The sequence below is a fragment of the Syntrophomonas curvata genome, from assembly GCF_052976825.1.
In genome coordinates, this window is record NZ_CM129641.1 from 596,643 (window position 1) to 614,808 (window position 18,166).

Sequence of the window (18,166 nt, forward strand, 5' to 3'; positions counted from 1 at the left end):
ATGAACGAGATGGATATGATTCTTTGTAAACTGCTTTGGGGACAGCTGCAGTCCATGGGGATGTTTTTAAAAGAAGATATGGTAACAGTCGACAGTATAGCAACCGCTGGGATACGGTTCACCTATGCCCGGTGGTTCGAAGAAAGCCTGGCTGTTTTAAGCCGTAATGCTTACCTCCGTTACGATGGTCAGTCATATCGCGTGTTAGATTCTGACCCGAAGGATATGGATGCCGCCTGGGATGAGTGGAACCGAAGAAAGGGTCGATGGTCAAAAGATTCCGGTCTAAAGGCCAGGGTTACCTTACTTGAGGCAACAGTGCAAGCACTGCCGGAGATCCTAAAGGGGAGGGTGCTGGCAACAGATATTCTTTTCCCTAATTCTTCGACGGAATTGGTTGAAGGCATCTATAAGAATAACGATGTTTCAGATTTCTATAACGAAATCCTTGCGGATACGGTTGTGGCATATTTAAAGGAACGGTTGGAGGATGGTCCAGGGGAACGGATCAGAATACTTGAAATCGGGGCAGGTACCGGAGGGACCAGTGCCATGGTATTTCGCAAATTGAAACCTTTTCAGGGTTCTATTGAAGAATATTGCTATTCAGATCTCTCCAGAGCTTTCCTAATACATGGCGAAAAAGAGTACGGCTCGGAGAATCCTTATCTTACCTACAAGATACTGAATATAGAAATGCCTATTGCTGAACAGGGAATTGCTGAAGGCGGATTCGATATCGTCATTGCCGCCAATGTCCTGCATGCCACCCAATATATCCGGCAAACCTTGCGCAATGCGAAAGCCGCCTTAAAACCCAACGGGTTGATCTTACTTAATGAACTTAACAATAATTCGCTGTTTTACCACTTGACATTCGGGCTTCTGGATGGATGGTGGCTATACAAAGATCCGGAACTGCGTATACCGGGTTGCCCCGCATTGTACCCTGAAACGTGGCAGACGGTACTAGAAAACGAGGGTTTCAGATCAGTCTTCTTTCCAGCCTGGGAAGCCCATCATCTAGGGCAGCAGATCGTGGTTGCCGAAAGTGACGGGGTAGTTCGGCAGAGGAGTCGAATTTCTCCCAGCGCCAGTTCAGTGGCATCTGCGAGCGCCAGGGATTATCATTCAAGTCCCGGGCAAAATCGACCTCCAATAGCCCGGGATTATCAACCAACACCCGCTAATGGCTATACAACCGATCGAATGATAGGCGATCAAGTGAGGGCCACTATCCGGGAAAGTATAGCGGAAGCTTTAAAAATGGAAGAATCAAGCATCCGTGATAGTATAAGCTTTTCCGAGTACGGTATAGATTCTATTGTGGCTGTAAACCTGGTCAACCTCATCAACAAGCTGTGCGGCCTTACCTTGAAAACAACGGTGATGTTCGATTATAACAATGTGGATCGACTGGTAGACCACCTCGTTTCCGAGTATAAGCCCGAACTGAGTAAATTGTTCAGTGAAAATACTGCTTGTAGTACAGAGGACAAAAACAAAGTGTATGCGACTAGGGCAACGCAAAACAACAGACTGAGAAAATCCCGGAAAAATTGGGGAGTAAAGGCTGAGACGGCATATCGTGAGCCCATAACAGGTAAAAACCAGCCAAGCTATTATCGGGTTTGCATCGAACGGCCAGGAACCGTAGATGATCTGAAATTGCTTGAGTCACCGGTACCGGAGCTCAAGGATAATGAAGTTCGTATTGCTGTTTGTGCATTCTCTATCAATTTTGGCGATTCCCTTTGTGTTAAAGGATTATACCCCACTATGCCGCCTTACCCGTTTACGCCAGGATTCGAGGCAAGCGGCATCGTGGCCGATGTGGGACGTGACGTCATATCTGTGAAACCAGGGGATGAAGTGATCGCTCTTATGGGAGAACCCTTGGGAGGGCAGGCCAACATGGTCACTTGTGCGGAAGAACAGGTGATGCAAAAACCCGGGGAATTATCCTTTGAAGAAGCATGTGCCCTGCCTATTGCAGCGATAACAGTAATTGACGCCTTTCACAAAGCCAATATGAAAAAGGGTGAAAAGATTCTGATCCAAACGGCGGCTGGCGGGATTGGTATAATCGCAGTCCAGCTAGCCCAGTATTACGGAACGGAAATATATGCAACAGCAGGTTCTCAGCGTAAGCTGGACTATTTAGGTGAACTGGGTGTTCCCCATCTGATCAACTATCAAGAAAGCGATTTTGAAAAGGAAATCAAGCGACTTACCCGTGGTCAGGGAGTAGATGTTGTTATTAATACCTTGCCCGGGGATGCCATACAAAAGGGAATGAATTGCTTGTCCAGGGGCGGCAGGTATATAGAACTTGCTATGACGGCTCTAAAATCAGCCAGGACCATCGATATATCAGTTTTAAACAATAATCAAGTATTCTATAGCGTTGACATCAGAAAGCTCATTCTGGATGATTATGGCAAGATCCAAACTTATCTAAAGGAAATGCTTGATATGGCAGCGGATAAGATCATCCACCCGACGATACATAAAGCCTTTCCTTTATATGAAATCAAGGAAGCCTATCGCTGCATGGAGAGCAGAGAAAGTATCGGGAAAATAGTAGTTTCTATTCCCGAAACCTATAAATATAGGGATCTGACCCGCGAAGACTATAAACCGGGACTGAGGATGGCCGGGGTGAATACGGCTATACAACAAGAGCCGATAGCGATCATCGGCATGAGCGGTCAGTTTCCCCAGTCCAGGTCGCTCGTTGAGTTTTGGACCCACCTCGCCAACGGTACGGAGTTGACCGGGGAAGTCACACGCTGGGATCTGACAGAGTATTATGCGGAAGGATCTGCCTATTGCAGGCACGGTAGTTTTTTGGATTATATCGATGAATTCGATGCTCGCTTTTTCAATATATCAGCGCTTGAAGCAACCTATATGGACCCGCAGCAAAGAGTGTTCCTGGAACAATCCTGGCATGCCCTGGAGGATGCCGGATATGCGGGAAAAGGAACCAAAGGTCGCAAATGCGGGGTATATGTAGGGTATGTTGGCGGAGACTATCATAAATTATTTGAGGATAACCCTCCGGCTCAGGCGTTCTGGGGCAATTCCGGTTCGGTAATCCCAGCCCGGATCGCCTATTACTTAGATCTAAAAGGACCGGCCATAGCTGTTGATACAGCTTGTTCCAGTTCACTGGTTGCTGTTCATCTTGCCTGTCAGAGCCTGTGGAATAAAGAAACCGAAATGGCACTGGCGGGAGGGATTTTTATTCAGTCAACCCCGGAGTTTTATTTAAAGTGCAACCGGGCCGGGATGCTCTCGCCTTCCGGACATTGTCATACCTTTGACGACAAAGCTGATGGATTTGTACCAGGGGAAGGGGCTGGCGTGGTCGTGCTGAAACGGCTGAAAGAGGCCATCACCGATGGGGACCATATTTATGGAGTTGTCCGGGGAACGGCAATCAACCAGGATGGGAATACCAACGGGATCACCGCACCGAGTGCACTTTCCCAAGAACGGCTGGAATGTTCAGTATATGATGATTTTAATATTAAGCCGGAAGAGATACAGATGGTGGAAGCCCACGGAACGGGTACTAAATTAGGGGATCCCATAGAATATCAGGCATTGACCAGGGCATTCAGAAAATATACCCACAAGGAAGAATACTGCGCTATAGGATCGGTCAAAACAAATATAGGACATGCGGCGGCGGCAGCCGGAATTGCAGGGCTTATAAAGATTCTGCTATCTTTGCAGCATAAACAAATCCCTCCCACACTCAATTTTCAATCCGGTAATACAAACATCCAATTTGAGAAAAGCCCCTTCTACGTTAATACCAGTCTCAAGGATTGGAAGCCCGGACCCAATGGCAAGCGTTGTGCAGTGGTCAGCTCTTTTGGCTTCAGCGGTACCAATGCACATATGGTCATCGAAGAGTCCCCGCAGTTGGAGCGGCAGCATGCCCAAAGGCCTGGTTATATGATAGTTTTATCTGCTCTGAGTTCGGAACAACTTCGCCGACAAGTAGAGCAGTTGGTTATGTTCTGTGAACAAGAATCATCGGTTGACTGTGGGGATATGAGTTATACACTGTTATTGGGCAGAAAACACCATAAACATAGATTGGCATGCGTTGTTCGTAACCAGCAGGAACTGGTCAAGTTGTTCAATAGATGGCTGGAAAAAGGCCAGGTTGCGCAAGTCCATGTGTCCGAAGTCCATGAGAACAGTCGTCGGGAGCAACCGTCACTGGCCAAATTCGGCAATGAATGCATCCTTAACTGTCAAAAGGCAGATATAGAAAACTATTTGGAAAACCTATCGGCGATAGTAGAATTATATGTCCAGGGATATGAGTTGGAATATGACCAGTTATTCCAGAACCAACAGTATAGCAGAATTCCCTTGCCCGCCTATCCTTTTGCCAGAGAGCGTTATTGGGTTTCTGGGACGGAAAATACAGGTGAGCGGCAAACTGGCGCCTCAAAATCCATTGCCTCTGGTTGTCCAACCAAGAACGAGTCTTACGATAAAATAATATCCTTGCCGGAAAACGCTTGCGTTGATATCCGCAAGGCACAGGAGCGCATAATTACAAACTATTCGGATGTTGCATCAATAGAGTTGGAGGTCAGTGAAACTACCGAAGAGATGGAGGAGTTTCTCCATAGATTACTGTGGGGACAATTACAGTCCCTGGGCTTGTTTACGGACAACTGCTCTGAGAATTTCGAGGATACCCCGTTGCGAAGCATGTTCCGCGGGTGGTTTGAAGAGAGCAGAGCAGCCTTGGCGAGGGAGGGCTACCTTCGCTATGATGGCGCTATATACACTGTAACTGATACCATGCCGGTCAATATAGATGATCTCTGGCAGGAATGGGATCGAAAAAAAGCACTTTGGTTAAAAAGCCCTGATATGACAGCAAAAGTGGTCCTGGTCGAGGCAACTATGCGCGCATTGCCTGAGATACTCACCGGCAAGCGGATGGCCACCGACATCATGTTTCCTAAATCATCGATGGTATTGATCGAGGGGATATATAAGAACAACATTGTTGCAGATTACTTCAATGGAATGCTGGCCGACATGGTTGTTTCTTATGTGCGGGAAAGAGTCGCCGATGATCCCTCGCAGCGGATCAGGATACTGGAAATCGGCGCAGGTACCGGCGGGACCAGCGCCATGGTCCTGCAAAAACTGAGAGCATACCAGGGATGCATAGAGGAATACTGTTATACCGATATTTCCAGAGCCTTCCTGTTATATGCTGAAAAAGAGTATGGCAAAGAGAATCCTTATTTGAGTTATAAGATACTCAATGTGGAGAAACCGGTCGATGAGCAGGATATTGATATCGGGGCGTACGATATCGTGATCGCCGCCAATGTATTGCACGCTACGCAAATCATTGGGCAGACTCTGCGCAACGTCAAAGCATTATTGAAGAAGAATGGGTGGCTGCTATTAAACGAGATAAGCTGCAATACCATATTCAATCATCTGACCTTCGGGCTTTTAGAGGGATGGTGGTTTTATAAGGACAATACGCTGCGCATCCCGGGCTGTCCCGGCTTATCATCTGGAACCTGGCAAATGGTATTGGAGAATGAGGGCTTCCGCTCCGTTTCTTCCCTTATACCAGAATCGCATGGATTAGGTCAACAGATCCTTGCTTGTGAAAGTGACGGCATCATCAAACATAAACAGCAGGTTCAAACGGCCACAATGTCGGCGAGTGAAGCAAGAAGGCCGTCTCTGGGATCGCGTTCCGGGAAGCAACCGGCGAAACCTGCGGGAGAAATTAAAGTCGGGCTGCTCCGGGAGAAAAGTGTCGCGTTTTTCAAGAAAACGGTTGGCGGAGTACTCAAGATCCCGATCAATATGATCGATCCGGCGGAACCATTGGAAGTTTACGGGATCGATTCGATTTTCATCGTCCAGTTGAATGATGCCTTGCGTGATGTTTTTGGCGACATCAGCAATACCTTGTTCTTTGAATATCAAACCATAGACGCTCTAACGGATCATTTCCTGGCAACGCAAAGAGACGCCTTGATCGCTTATTTAGGATTGGACGGGAACAAACCTTCTGCAGACTATCCGTTGGCTGATGCAAATGATAGCAGCGAAGTGCTGGCGGTGTATCCCCAGCATAAAATAAGAAAGCAGGAAAGTCCTTCCGTAAGCGGCAATGGCCGGAATCATTTCCCGGCAGACTATTTACAAGAACCTATCGCTATTATCGGCATGACCGGACGTTTTCCCAAGGCCAGAAATATGCATGAGTTCTGGAGGATCTTGGAGTCGGGAACCGATTGTATAACGGAGATTCCCGAGGAGCGTTGGCCCATGGAAGGTTTCTTCCATCCGGATCCCGACGAAGCGGTCGCACTGGCCAGGAGTTACTGCAAACAGGGCGGTTTCATTGACGGATTCGCGGACTTCGATCCGTTATTCTTCAATCTCTCACCTCGGGAAGTATTCGATATGGACCCGCAGGAACGATTGTTTATCGAGTCATGCTGGTCGGTATTGGAAGATGCCGGATATACCCGGGAACAACTTGCCAAACAATACAATGGACGAATCGGTGTTTTCACAGGAATCACCAAGACCGGCTTCGATCTGTACGGCCCCGAATTATGGAAGAAAGGTGAACAAATATTTCCCCACACCCAGTTCGCCTCGGTGCCTAACCGGATATCATATCTGTTTAATCTAAAAGGGCCCAGTATACCTTATGATACTATGTGTTCCTCATCACTGACTGCAATCCATGAAGCCTGCGAACATCTTCGTCACGGAGAATGTGAAATGGCGATCGCAGGCGGGGTCAATTTGAGCCTTCATCCTACCAACTATACCTACTTATGTTCGATGCGTATGCTTTCCCCTGACGGCAGGTGTAAAAGCTTCGGCAAAGGGGCCAATGGATATGGAAGCGGTGAGGGAGTTGGCGCTGTTTTACTGAAACGCCTTTTGCAGGCAATCGAAGACCAGGATCAAATCTATGCGGTCATCAAGGGGTCCAGCATCAATCATGGCGGAAAAACTAATGGCTACAAGGTTCCCAATCCGATAGCTCAAGGGGAGTTGATCAGATCATCCCTGGATAAGGCAGGGGTAAATGCCAGGGCTGTCAGTTATATAGAAGCCCATGGAACGGGAACCGAGCTCGGCGACCCGATCGAGGTCACCGGTCTTACTCAGGCATTCGGTCGGGATACCAAAGACAAAGGGTTCTGTGCGTTAGGTTCAGTTAAATCAAATATTGGACATGCGGAGGCAGCAGCCGGGATAGCAGGCGTCGCCAAGATCGTGCTGCAAATGAAACATCGGCAGATCGCGCCGAGCCTGCATGCCAGTGAACTGAACCCGCTGATAAATTTTGCCGAGACCCCCTTTATCGTCCAGCAGGAACTGGGGGAATGGAAACGCCCGGTGATAAATGGCCGGGAGATGCCGAGGGCGGCGGGAATCTCCTCCTTTGGAGCGGGGGGTTCCAACGCTCATGTCGTGATCGAGGAATACATCCCGCGTGACCCGGAAAGGGCTACAATCGCCATAACTCCTCAGAACCCGGCCATCATCGTATTGTCAGCGAAAAACAAAGAGCGGCTGCAGGAACAGGCCGAGCGATTACTGGCGGCCATAGAGGAGGAACAATTCTCTGAGAGCAATCTGGCCGACATAGCTTATACCCTGCAGGTTGGGCGTGAAGCTATGGAAGAACGCATGGGGGTGATAGTAGGTTCAATACCTGAGCTCATAGAAAAACTAGAGGCATTTGCAACGGGACAGGACAGGAACGATGAATTGTACATGGGAGAGGTAAAACGGAACAAAGACACCCTGTCGGTATTAGCCGCTGATGAAGAGATGCAGGAAACCATCGCCAAATGGTTTGAACGGGGGAAATATGCCAAGCTTCTGAACCTTTGGGTAAAGGGTTTGAACTTCGATTGGAACAAGCTCTACGGGGAAGTGAAACCCCGCCGGATCAGTCTGCCCACCTATCCCTTTGCCAGAGAGCGCTACTGGATACCTGAAACAGATTCACCATCTGCAAGCCGGAAAGCCAGCCAGGTTATATCTGCCGTACTTCATCCGCTGCTTCATCAAAATACCTCCAACCTGTCGGAACAGCGGTTCAGTTCTACCTTTACCGGACAGGAATTTTTCCTTAAGGATCATATCGTACAGGGTCAGAATATGCTGCCCGGAGTTGCATATCTGGAGATGGCCCGGGCAGCAATCGAGCAGGCAACCGATGGCTTAATAGAAGAGCCGGGCAGGATAAAGCTTAAAAACGTGATATGGGCCAGGCCGATTACGGTAAAAGATCGGCCCGTCCAGGTGCATATCGGAATTTACCCCGAGGAGAGCGGAGAGATCGCCTATGAAATCTATACCCGGCCGGAAAGCAAAGAAGAAGAACCTGTCATATACAGCCAGGGCAACGCCATACTGCAGCCGGTCACCGAAGCTCCATCACTCGATTTGGCTGTCCTGCAGGCCCAATGCAGTCAAAAAAGACTATCACCCGGCCAATGCTACGATAAATATGAAGAGATGGGGATCATATATGGTCCGGGACACCGCGGGATTGAAGAGGTATATATCGGAGCGGATCAAGCCCTGGCCAGACTGTCCTTGCCTTTCTCCGTTTTAAATACACAGAATCAATATGTATTACATCCCAGTTTGATGGATGCTGCTCTGCAGTCCTCTATCGGTTTGATGATAGGGTCCGGAGACGCTGATGATTCCCTGGAAGCATCGGTGCCTTTTGCCCTGCAAGAGATGGAAGTGCTGGGACCCTGCACCTCCAAGATGTGGGCGCTGCTTCGATACAGCGACGGAAGAAAAACTAGTGCCAAGGGACTTAAAATGGATATAGATATATGTGATGAAAATGGAACCGTTTGTGTACGGATGAGAGGCTTCTCATCCAGAGATTTGGAAAGCGCTGAAGAGGATAGCGTAGTATCAGGCGGCAACATAGGAACGCTGCTGCTCAGGCCCGATTGGCAGGAATACCCCGTTACAGTGGAAGGCGTATTTGAGTATACAGATCATCTGGTAATCATCAGTGAACTAAGTAAAATAAGCCGGAGAAACCTGGAAAAGCAGATGAAAGGGGTACGCTGCCTCACCCTGGTATCCGGTCAGGATAACATTGAGGGACGGTTTAATGACTATGTCATTCAGACCTTCGAAGAGATTCAAACAATCTTGAAAAACAAGGCCGGGGGCAAAGTATTGGTACAGGTTGTGGTTTCGGGAGAAGAGGAACAACAAATGCTTACCGGATTAACAGGACTATTAAAGACCGCCCAATCAGAAAATCCCAAACTCATAGGGCAGGTAATAGAAATAGAAGCCGGAGAAAGCTTGGAAGGGATCATTGCAAAACTGAAAGAAAACAGCCAAAGTCCCTCAGATAACCAGATACGATATCAAGACGGTAAAAGATATATTTTAGGGTGGAATGAAATTGAAGATGTCAGAGAAAACGAAGAGATCCCCTGGAAAGACCGGGGGGTCTATTTAATTACCGGCGGAGCCGGAGGATTGGGTATGATCTTTGCCGGAGATATCGCCGGCAAAGTAAAAGATGCCACCCTGATCCTTACGGGGAGGTCAAAGCTTAACCAGGACAAAGAAGCTCAGATCAATGAGATTGAGGCATTGGGTGCCCGGGTAGAATACAGGCGGGTCGACATATCCGACCAAAAAGCAGTTATTGATCTGATGAAGCATATCAGGGAAAGATTCGGGACCCTGGATGGCATTCTCCATAGTGCCGGCGTGATAAGGGATAACTACATCATTAAGAAAACAAAAGAGGAAATCGAAGAAGTATTGGCTTCCAAGGTAAACGGATTAGTAAACCTGGATCAGGCCAGCCGGGATATGGATCTGGATTTCTTCATACTCTTCTCTTCGGTGGCGGGAGCCTTAGGCAACCTTGGCCAGGCTGATTACGCAGCCGCCAATGCTTTTATGGATGCCTATGCCGGATATCGCAACAACCTGGCAGCGTTGCAGCAGAGACAAGGGAAGACGCTGTCCGTCAACTGGCCGTTATGGAAAGAGAGCGGAATGAAGGTCGATGCAGAAACCGAAGAGATGCTGATGCAAACCATGGGTATAATCGCCATGGAGAGCTCAGCCGGCATCAGGGCGCTGTACCAGGGATTATCTTTATGTAAAGACCAGCTTATGGTGATGAATGGTGATCTTAAGCAGATCAGAAAAATGACTTCAAGGCAAGCCCCCGTAACACGAATACCGGTAGCCAAACCAGATGATAATAAAGCATTGCCGTTCATTAAACAAGACATTCTCCGGATAAAAACGGAAAATTATTTGAAGAATCTGCTTTCTTCCATCATCAAACTACCTGGATACCGTATCGAAGCAGATGTACCCATGGAGAAATACGGGATAGATTCGTTAATGGTCACGAAGATGACCAATCAATTGGAAATAATATTTGGATCGCTGCCGAAGACCCTGTTATTCGAATATTTGAATATCCGGGATTTGGCCGGGTATTTTATCGATAACTATACGGAACAGTTGACAGAGTTACTGGGAATCAAGGCCAAGGATGGGGCCAGCGGAGAAACTGAAGCCGCAGCAACAGAGCCGAAGACAGTCAAAGCATCCCAGGCGAGCGGTCGGCGTTCCCGTTTCATGCCGACTTATACAAAAACCGAACCGGAAAAGGTATCAGGAGTCACAGATGTCGCCATAATCGGTGTTGCCGGGCGCTATCCTGAAGCAGAAAACATGGGAGAGCTATGGGATCTTTTGCAAGAGGGCAGAGATTGCATCGTTGAGGTACCCAAAGACCGTTGGGATCACAGTCTCTACTACGATGAAAACAGGAATGTGACCGGAAAAACCTATTGTAAATGGGGAAGTTTCTTAAAAGATGTAGATAAGTTTGACCCTCTCTTCTTCAACATTTCACCACGTGAAGCAATAGTGATGAATCCTCAGGAGCGCCTTTTGATGCAGACCGTGTGGAATTTACTGGAGTCATCGGGATATACACGCAAAGACCTTCAGGATCAATGTCAATCCCGTGTCGGATTCTATGTGGGTGCTATGTTTCATCAATACCAGTCATTTTCAGCCGATGTAGCCAAAGCAGCTGAGATCTCCATAGATTCCTACAGCGCCATTGCTAACCGCATTTCTTTCTTCTTTAATCTGCAAGGGCCCAGCATAGCTGTAGATACAATGTGTTCATCTTCTGCCACTGCGATCCATATGGCTTGCGAGAGTTTGATGAATGGTGATTGCTTAATGGCCATTGCCAGTGGCGTCAATCTTACGATCCATCCGAACAAGTACCTGGCCTTAAGCATCAAGGAGGAGATTGGAAGCCATTTTAACAGCAGGGCCTTTGCCGATGGAGATGGGTATCTTCCTGGAGAAGGTGTCGGCGCCGTTTTATTAAAGCCTCTTTCAAAAGCAATTCAAGATGGTGACGACATTTTAGCTGTTATAAAATCCACTGCGGTCAATCATGGGGGACATACTAACGGTTATTCCGTACCTAATCTGAGTTTGCAGGCACAACTCTTTGAGGAGAACTTCGTTAAAGCAGGAATTGATCCCAGGACCATCACCTATGTAGAGTCAGCTGCCAATGGATCAGATTTTGGAGATGCTATTGAAGTGAACGCACTGAGTAAAGCTTTTCGGCGATTCACATCAGACAGTCAGTATTGTGCGATCGGGTCAGTAAAGTCCAATTTTGGTCATTCCGAAGCCGTTTCGGGGATCGCTCAGTTGAGCAAGGTCATCCTGCAGTTTCAGCATAAGAAACTGGTTCCGACGGTAGTTGCTGATCCCATGAATCCAAATATTTGTTTTGATAATACACCGTTCTATCTACAGCGGGAACTTGAAGATTGGAAACGGCCGGTGCTTACTGTAGATGGGGACGAACGAGAATTCCCGCGGCGGGCTACAGTGAGTTCATTCGGAGCCGGCGGATCCAATGTACATATAATCCTGGAAGAATATATTCCAGTTTCAGAACAAACCGTTGACCTTACCCCCATAGATTCTCCTCAAATAATCATTCTTTCAGCCAGGAGCAAGGAGCGTTTGATGGCGATCGCCCGCCAAATCCTTGAGCTTGCTGGACAGCGAAAGGATCTCCGCTTGGTGGATCTTGCCTATACCCTGCAAGTACATCGTGAACCAATGGAGGTTCGGCTTTCTTCAGTAGTCAATGACTGGGAAGAGTTGGCCCAGACATTGCAGGTGGTTCTGCAATCGTATGAGGATGGTACCGCTATAGTAAGTGAGACCCCTGTATTTATGGGGGATTTGGATGACGATGAGATCAAGGTCAAAACCCTGCTTCCGGAAAAGGTGGAAGGTAATTTGACCCAAACACTCATGGAAAATCAGGATTTCGAAAAACTGGCCTTCTATTGGACTCAGGGAGGAAACATCCCATGGAAATCGCTTTATACAGGACAGAAGGTAAAAAGGATAGCTTTGCCTGCTTATCCTTTTGCTAAAGAGAGGTATTGGGTGTCTGACGGGCTGGAGGGTGATTATCCAAAAGCTTTGGCACCACCTTCTAACGAGCAAAATCGAAAGTTGAATAAAGATAACAATGCATCACAGCAATATATTCAGGATTATGTCGTGCAGTTCTTATCTAAGGAACTGGATATGGACCCAACCCAGATCAAGTTGAATAAAAACATACGCGATTATGGTATTCATTCGATAGTGATCATGAAAATCATACGCAAATTTGAGAAGGACTTTCGAATAAAGATTACCGGTCGCGAAATGCTTGAGAATCCTAGTGTCAATTCATTATCGGCCTATATAGCTGCAAAAATTGGAGCTTTGAATAAACCCCAAATCGCACAGTTTGATAAAACAACCAGAAATGATCAAAAATACAGACGGGTAAATGAGCCGGAAAGTGAGGCTTTGCAGAAATTCAAACAAGGAGAATTAACTCTAGAAGAAATTGAGAGATTGCTAGATGAAGGAGTGATAATGTGAACCGCAAAGAGATTCTCATGGCATATAAAGAAGGTAAACTAGCGGAAGATGATGTAAAGGAACGGCTTCGCATGATTAAACAACAATCCATGAAACAGCCTCTTGCCGAAGGTCAGAAAGGTTTATGGATATTACAAAAATCCTTACCTGATCTGAGTTCCTATAACCTTCCTATTTGCTTTCGTGTTAATCAGACATTGGATATAGAGATATTTAAAAAGACCTGTCACTTTATTCTGGAACAGTTTCCTATCCTCTCCAGTATATTTGGCGAGGATAATGGAGTCCCTTACCAATTAATCAAGCCGTCTAAACCGCTTTTCTTTGAACACGAAGATATTTCGCATCTTGAATCTAACGAAATCTTTGTGTATCTAAGGAAAAAAGCCCAAGAACCATTTGCGTTGGAAAGTGGGCCTTTGATGCGATTCCATCTTTTCTCCCGTTCCCAACAAGAGAATATTGTATTGATCGTTGTTCATCATATCGTTATTGATGGGAGTTCCATGCTGCTGCTGATCACATCACTATTGGATGCATATAAAGATCTTATTGATGGGAAAGAGCTAACAATAACCCCTCATTCAACAACATATAATGATTTTGTCATATGGGAACAAGAAATGTTATTAAGTCAGGATGCTGAAGAGCATCTTGCTTATTGGCGAAAGAAATTATCAGGTAGACTGCCGGTTCTGGAACTGCCAGCGGATAAGCCCCGTTCTCCATCAAATAAATCAGACGGTCAGAGCTGTACAAGCAGTCTGTCACTTGAACTGACTGCAGGATTGAAAGACTTTGCTCAAGCTCACCAAACCAATTTATCAATCGTTCTATTGGGGATCTATAAGGTGCTGTTATATCGCTATACCGGCTTGGAGGATATTATTGTAGGTATGCCGGCGATAGTACGTCCGGAAGAAAGATTTGATGATCTAATGGGCTATTTTATAAATATGCTTCCAATAAGAAGTCATCTGGCAGAGCAACAGCCTTTTAATAAATTTATCCATGAATTACAATTCAATGTTGTCGATGGATTAGATCATGCAACATACCCCTTTCCGGTATTAGTCAGAGAGTTGAACGTAAATCGCGAGCGTACCAATCATCCTGTTTTTCAAACCGCCTTTTACTTCCAGAACTTTGATGGTTTCCAAGGTTTGAGACAGATAGAGAGGCAATATCAAAATACGCTTCTCATAGAATTTATTGAAGAGATCCACCAGGAAGGTGAGTATGACTTAACAATTGAAGTCTTTGAGCAGGATGAAAGATTTACGGTCAATTTCAAATATGATTCCAATCTATTTGACAGACCGTCGATACTGCGAATGATGGAACACTATATAAAACTTGCTGAAGAAATTGCCCAAGATCCAACTAGGCCTGTGAGAGACTATTCTTTTATTACAACCGGAGAACAAACTGCTGTACTGGTTGATTGGAATGCGACCCAGGCAGATTATCCTTATAAATGCTTTCATGAGCTGTTTGCAATTCAGGCGCAAAAAACACCGGATGCTGTTGCCGTTAATTACGAGGGGGATTGTCTTACCTATCGGGAGTTGGACGATAAAAGCAGCTGTCTGGCCGTCTATCTTCAGAAACTGGGAATAGGTCCTGACTGTCTGGTGGGAATTTGTGTGGAGCGATCATTGGAGATGATCGTGGGTTTATTGGGGATCATGAAAGCAGGAGGCGCTTATATACCGTTGGATCCAGATTACCCGCAGGCGCGATTGGAGTATATGATCCAGGACAGTAGAATAGGATTTGTACTGGCCCAATCCCAATTGATGCCCAAAATGCCCGGAATGGTTGGCAGCTCAATCCAATCGATCCTTCTGGATCAAGATTGGGAAGCAATACAACAACGAGCCGGTCTGGAAGTACCCAAGCAAGAGGTAAAACCGGAGCATTTGGCATATGTGCTCTATACTTCCGGCAGTACAGGAAATCCAAAAGGAGTAATGATACCCCATAAGGCATTAACCAACTTTCTCCTGTCAATGGGAAAACAACCCGGCATAAATTCACAAGACAGATTATTGGCAGTAACCACCTATTGTTTCGATATTGCAGGGCTGGAATTATATTTACCCCTGATCTGTGGTGCTCAATGTTTTATCTGCAGTGCAGAAAAAGTCAAGGACATCGAAAAGCTGAAACAGGAGATTCAAAGGGTAAAGCCAACGATCATGCAAGCTACTCCGGTTACATGGATCATGCTTTTTCAAACCGGCTGGAAAAATAAAGAAAAAATCAAGATCCTCTGCGGAGGTGAAGCGCTTCCTGGTAAGTTAAAACAAAATTTCATGGATACCAATAGTGATGTATGGAACATGTTTGGTCCGACAGAAACCACCATATGGTCAACAGTTCAGCATATAAAGGAAAACGAGCCGATCACCATAGGCAAACCGATAGACAATACCCGGATCTACATCCTTGATAACAACCTGAAACCCACCCCTATCGGCATTGCAGGGGAATTACATATTGCCGGGGATGGTCTGGCAAGAGGTTATTTAAACAAACCAGAGCTTACAGCAGAAAAATTTATCGACAATCCTTTCAATCAGGGATACAAGCTTTATAAGACGGGTGATTTGGCCCGGTGGCTGCCTGACGGAAATATTGAATATATAGGACGTATTGATTATCAGATCAAGATCCGGGGATATCGTATAGAATTGGGTGAAATTGAAAGCCAGCTTGGCCAACATCCGGGAATCAAAGACTGTGTTGCCGTGATGCGGGAACAGGAGGGGAATAAACAGCTTGTTGCCTATTATACAACTAAGGACGCCTGGGATTTGACCGATCAGCAAGAGCTGCGGAGGCATTTAAAGGCATGCCTGCCTGAATACATGATACCGTCGCATATCCTGCGTCTTGACAATATACCATTAACACCGAATGGCAAGGTCGATCGAAATGAGTTAATAAAGCGCGATATAGCTATTGCAGGAAGCCCAAGAACAAGCCTGCCTGAATCGAAGGTAGAAGAGAAAGTGCTGAAAATATGGCAGGGAATTTTACAGGTTAATGACATAGATATGGAAGCCGGGTTTTTCGATGTAGGAGGAGATTCACTTCTGGCAGTTGCCGCTGCTGCGAGAATAAAGAAGGAATTGGATTGTGATTTTAGCGTAACGGATCTGTTCAAACACCCTAATATCAAGGCTGCCAGCGCCTACATCGCAGAGCTGAAAGGTGAAAACGGGTTCCCTGCAAAAGAACATGAAACCCCGATATTTCCAAATATAAATCGTAAAAGTCCTGATAGATTTGAACACGTTTTAGATTCACTACCAGAGTATTATCAAGACAGTCTGGCAATTATAGGAATATCCTGTCATTTTCCGGGAGCTAAAAATCACTTTGAATTTTGGAACAATTTAAGGGAGGGCAAAGAAAATATCAGGTTTTTCACCAAAGACGAGCTGGCTGAATTTGGCGTATCGGAACGACTCATTCGCAACCCCGATTATATAGCCGTACAATCAACGATAGAAGGAAAAGAGTTGTTTGACCCGGAATTTTTTAATATTTCTCCCCAAGCTGCAGAGATCATGGACCCTCAACTGAGGCTGTTATTGACCCATTCATGGAAGGCCATAGAGGACGCGGGTTATGCTGTCAAACAGATACCGGACACGAGTGTCTTCATGTCAGCAAGCAATAATTTCTATCAGGCATCTTTACCCGGCAGTTCTGCTCAAGTGATGGAGGATTCGGACGGCTATGTATCGTGGCTTTTAGCTCAGGATGGAACAATTCCGACCATGATATCACATAAGCTGGGTTTAAAAGGCCCCAGTTACTTTGTGCATTCAAATTGTTCTTCCTCTCTGGTAGGGTTGTATTCAGCGTACCAGAGCCTTAAGTTTGATGAAGCCGGGTACGCTTTGATCGGGGCTGCTGCAATACACTCCCATCCCAGCCTGGGCTATGTTCATCAACCTGGATTGAATTTCTCGAGTGACGGACACATCAAGGCTTTTGATGCTTCAGCAGATGGAATGATCGGAGGAGAAGGAGTAGCTGTTGTTCTGGTTAAGAAAGCTGCAAATGCCATCAGGGACAGGGATCACATTTATGCGATTCTAAGAGGAATCGGTGTAAACAATGACGGGTTGGATAAGGCCGGTTTCTATGCCCCCAGTGTAAAAGGCCAGGCGGATGTGATTCAGAAGGTATTGGACACAACCCAAATAGATGTTGAGTCAATCAGTTATATTGAGACGCATGGTACCGGAACCAAGCTGGGAGATCAGATCGAGTTTGCAGCTTTAAATGATATATATAAACAATACACCAGTAGGAAACAGTTTTGCGGAATTGGATCTGTAAAAACCAATATAGGACATTTGGATTCGACTGCAGGGCTGGCAGGCTGCATTAAGGTTGCATTGAGCCTTTACCATAATGTAATACCTCCGTCAATAAACTTCAGAGAGCCAAACCGGGATTTTGAGATGGGGGACTCTCCCTTTTATGTCGTTGACAAACTTACAGAGTTAGAGGAAAAACCAATACCCTGCAGGGCAGCGCTGAGCTCATTCGGAATCGGGGGAACCAATGCTCATGCCATATTTGAACAGTATACATATCCAGGCCAACTCCAGGGTTATGGCAATTCCAATAATTGCTGCATTATACCTCTATCGGCTAAAAACAATGACCGGCTCAGAGTGTACGTGCAAGAGCTCCTGAAGTTCATAAAGGTAAATGGGGAGGACAATATAGATTTAGCCAACTTGGCTTATACATTCCAGGTTGGACGGGAGGCCATGGATAACCGGGCAGTCTTTGTAGCCGAAAATATAAATGAGTTAACGCAAAAATTAGAGGATTATCTCCATGGAAAAGAACCCATAGAAGGTTGTTTTAGAGGAAGTATCAAACAGTCCAAAGATTTTGTTACGTGGTTTTATGACAATGAGGAAACTGCCGAACTGATCAATAAATGGATCTCCCGGGGGAAATTGCATAAACTGGCCCGGATGTGGACCAGCATTCCTCATGTGGACTGGGAATCGCTTTACTCCAACACCAGACCTTGCCGAATGAGCTTGCCAACCTATCCTTTTGCCGAGGAACCCTATTGGCT

2 protein-coding genes (1 of these 2 running past the window's edge) are annotated in these 18,166 nt (G+C 46.2%); both read left to right on the plus strand.

Features of this window, described 5'->3' with window-relative positions:
* Positions 1-13,047 (plus strand): SDR family NAD(P)-dependent oxidoreductase, encoded by a 13,047-nt coding sequence (locus tag ACU70B_RS02700; protein ID WP_447184823.1) that lies wholly within the window; start codon positions 1-3, stop codon positions 13,045-13,047.
* On the plus strand, positions 13,044-18,166 hold the start of the coding sequence (locus ACU70B_RS02705; protein WP_447184824.1) for a non-ribosomal peptide synthetase. The gene runs 15,235 nt beyond the window's last position; the window shows 5,123 of its 20,358 coding nt (coding positions 1-5,123); it begins with the start codon at positions 13,044-13,046; the stop codon falls past the right edge of the window. Before ACU70B_RS02700 ends, ACU70B_RS02705 begins: the two co-directional genes overlap by 4 nt.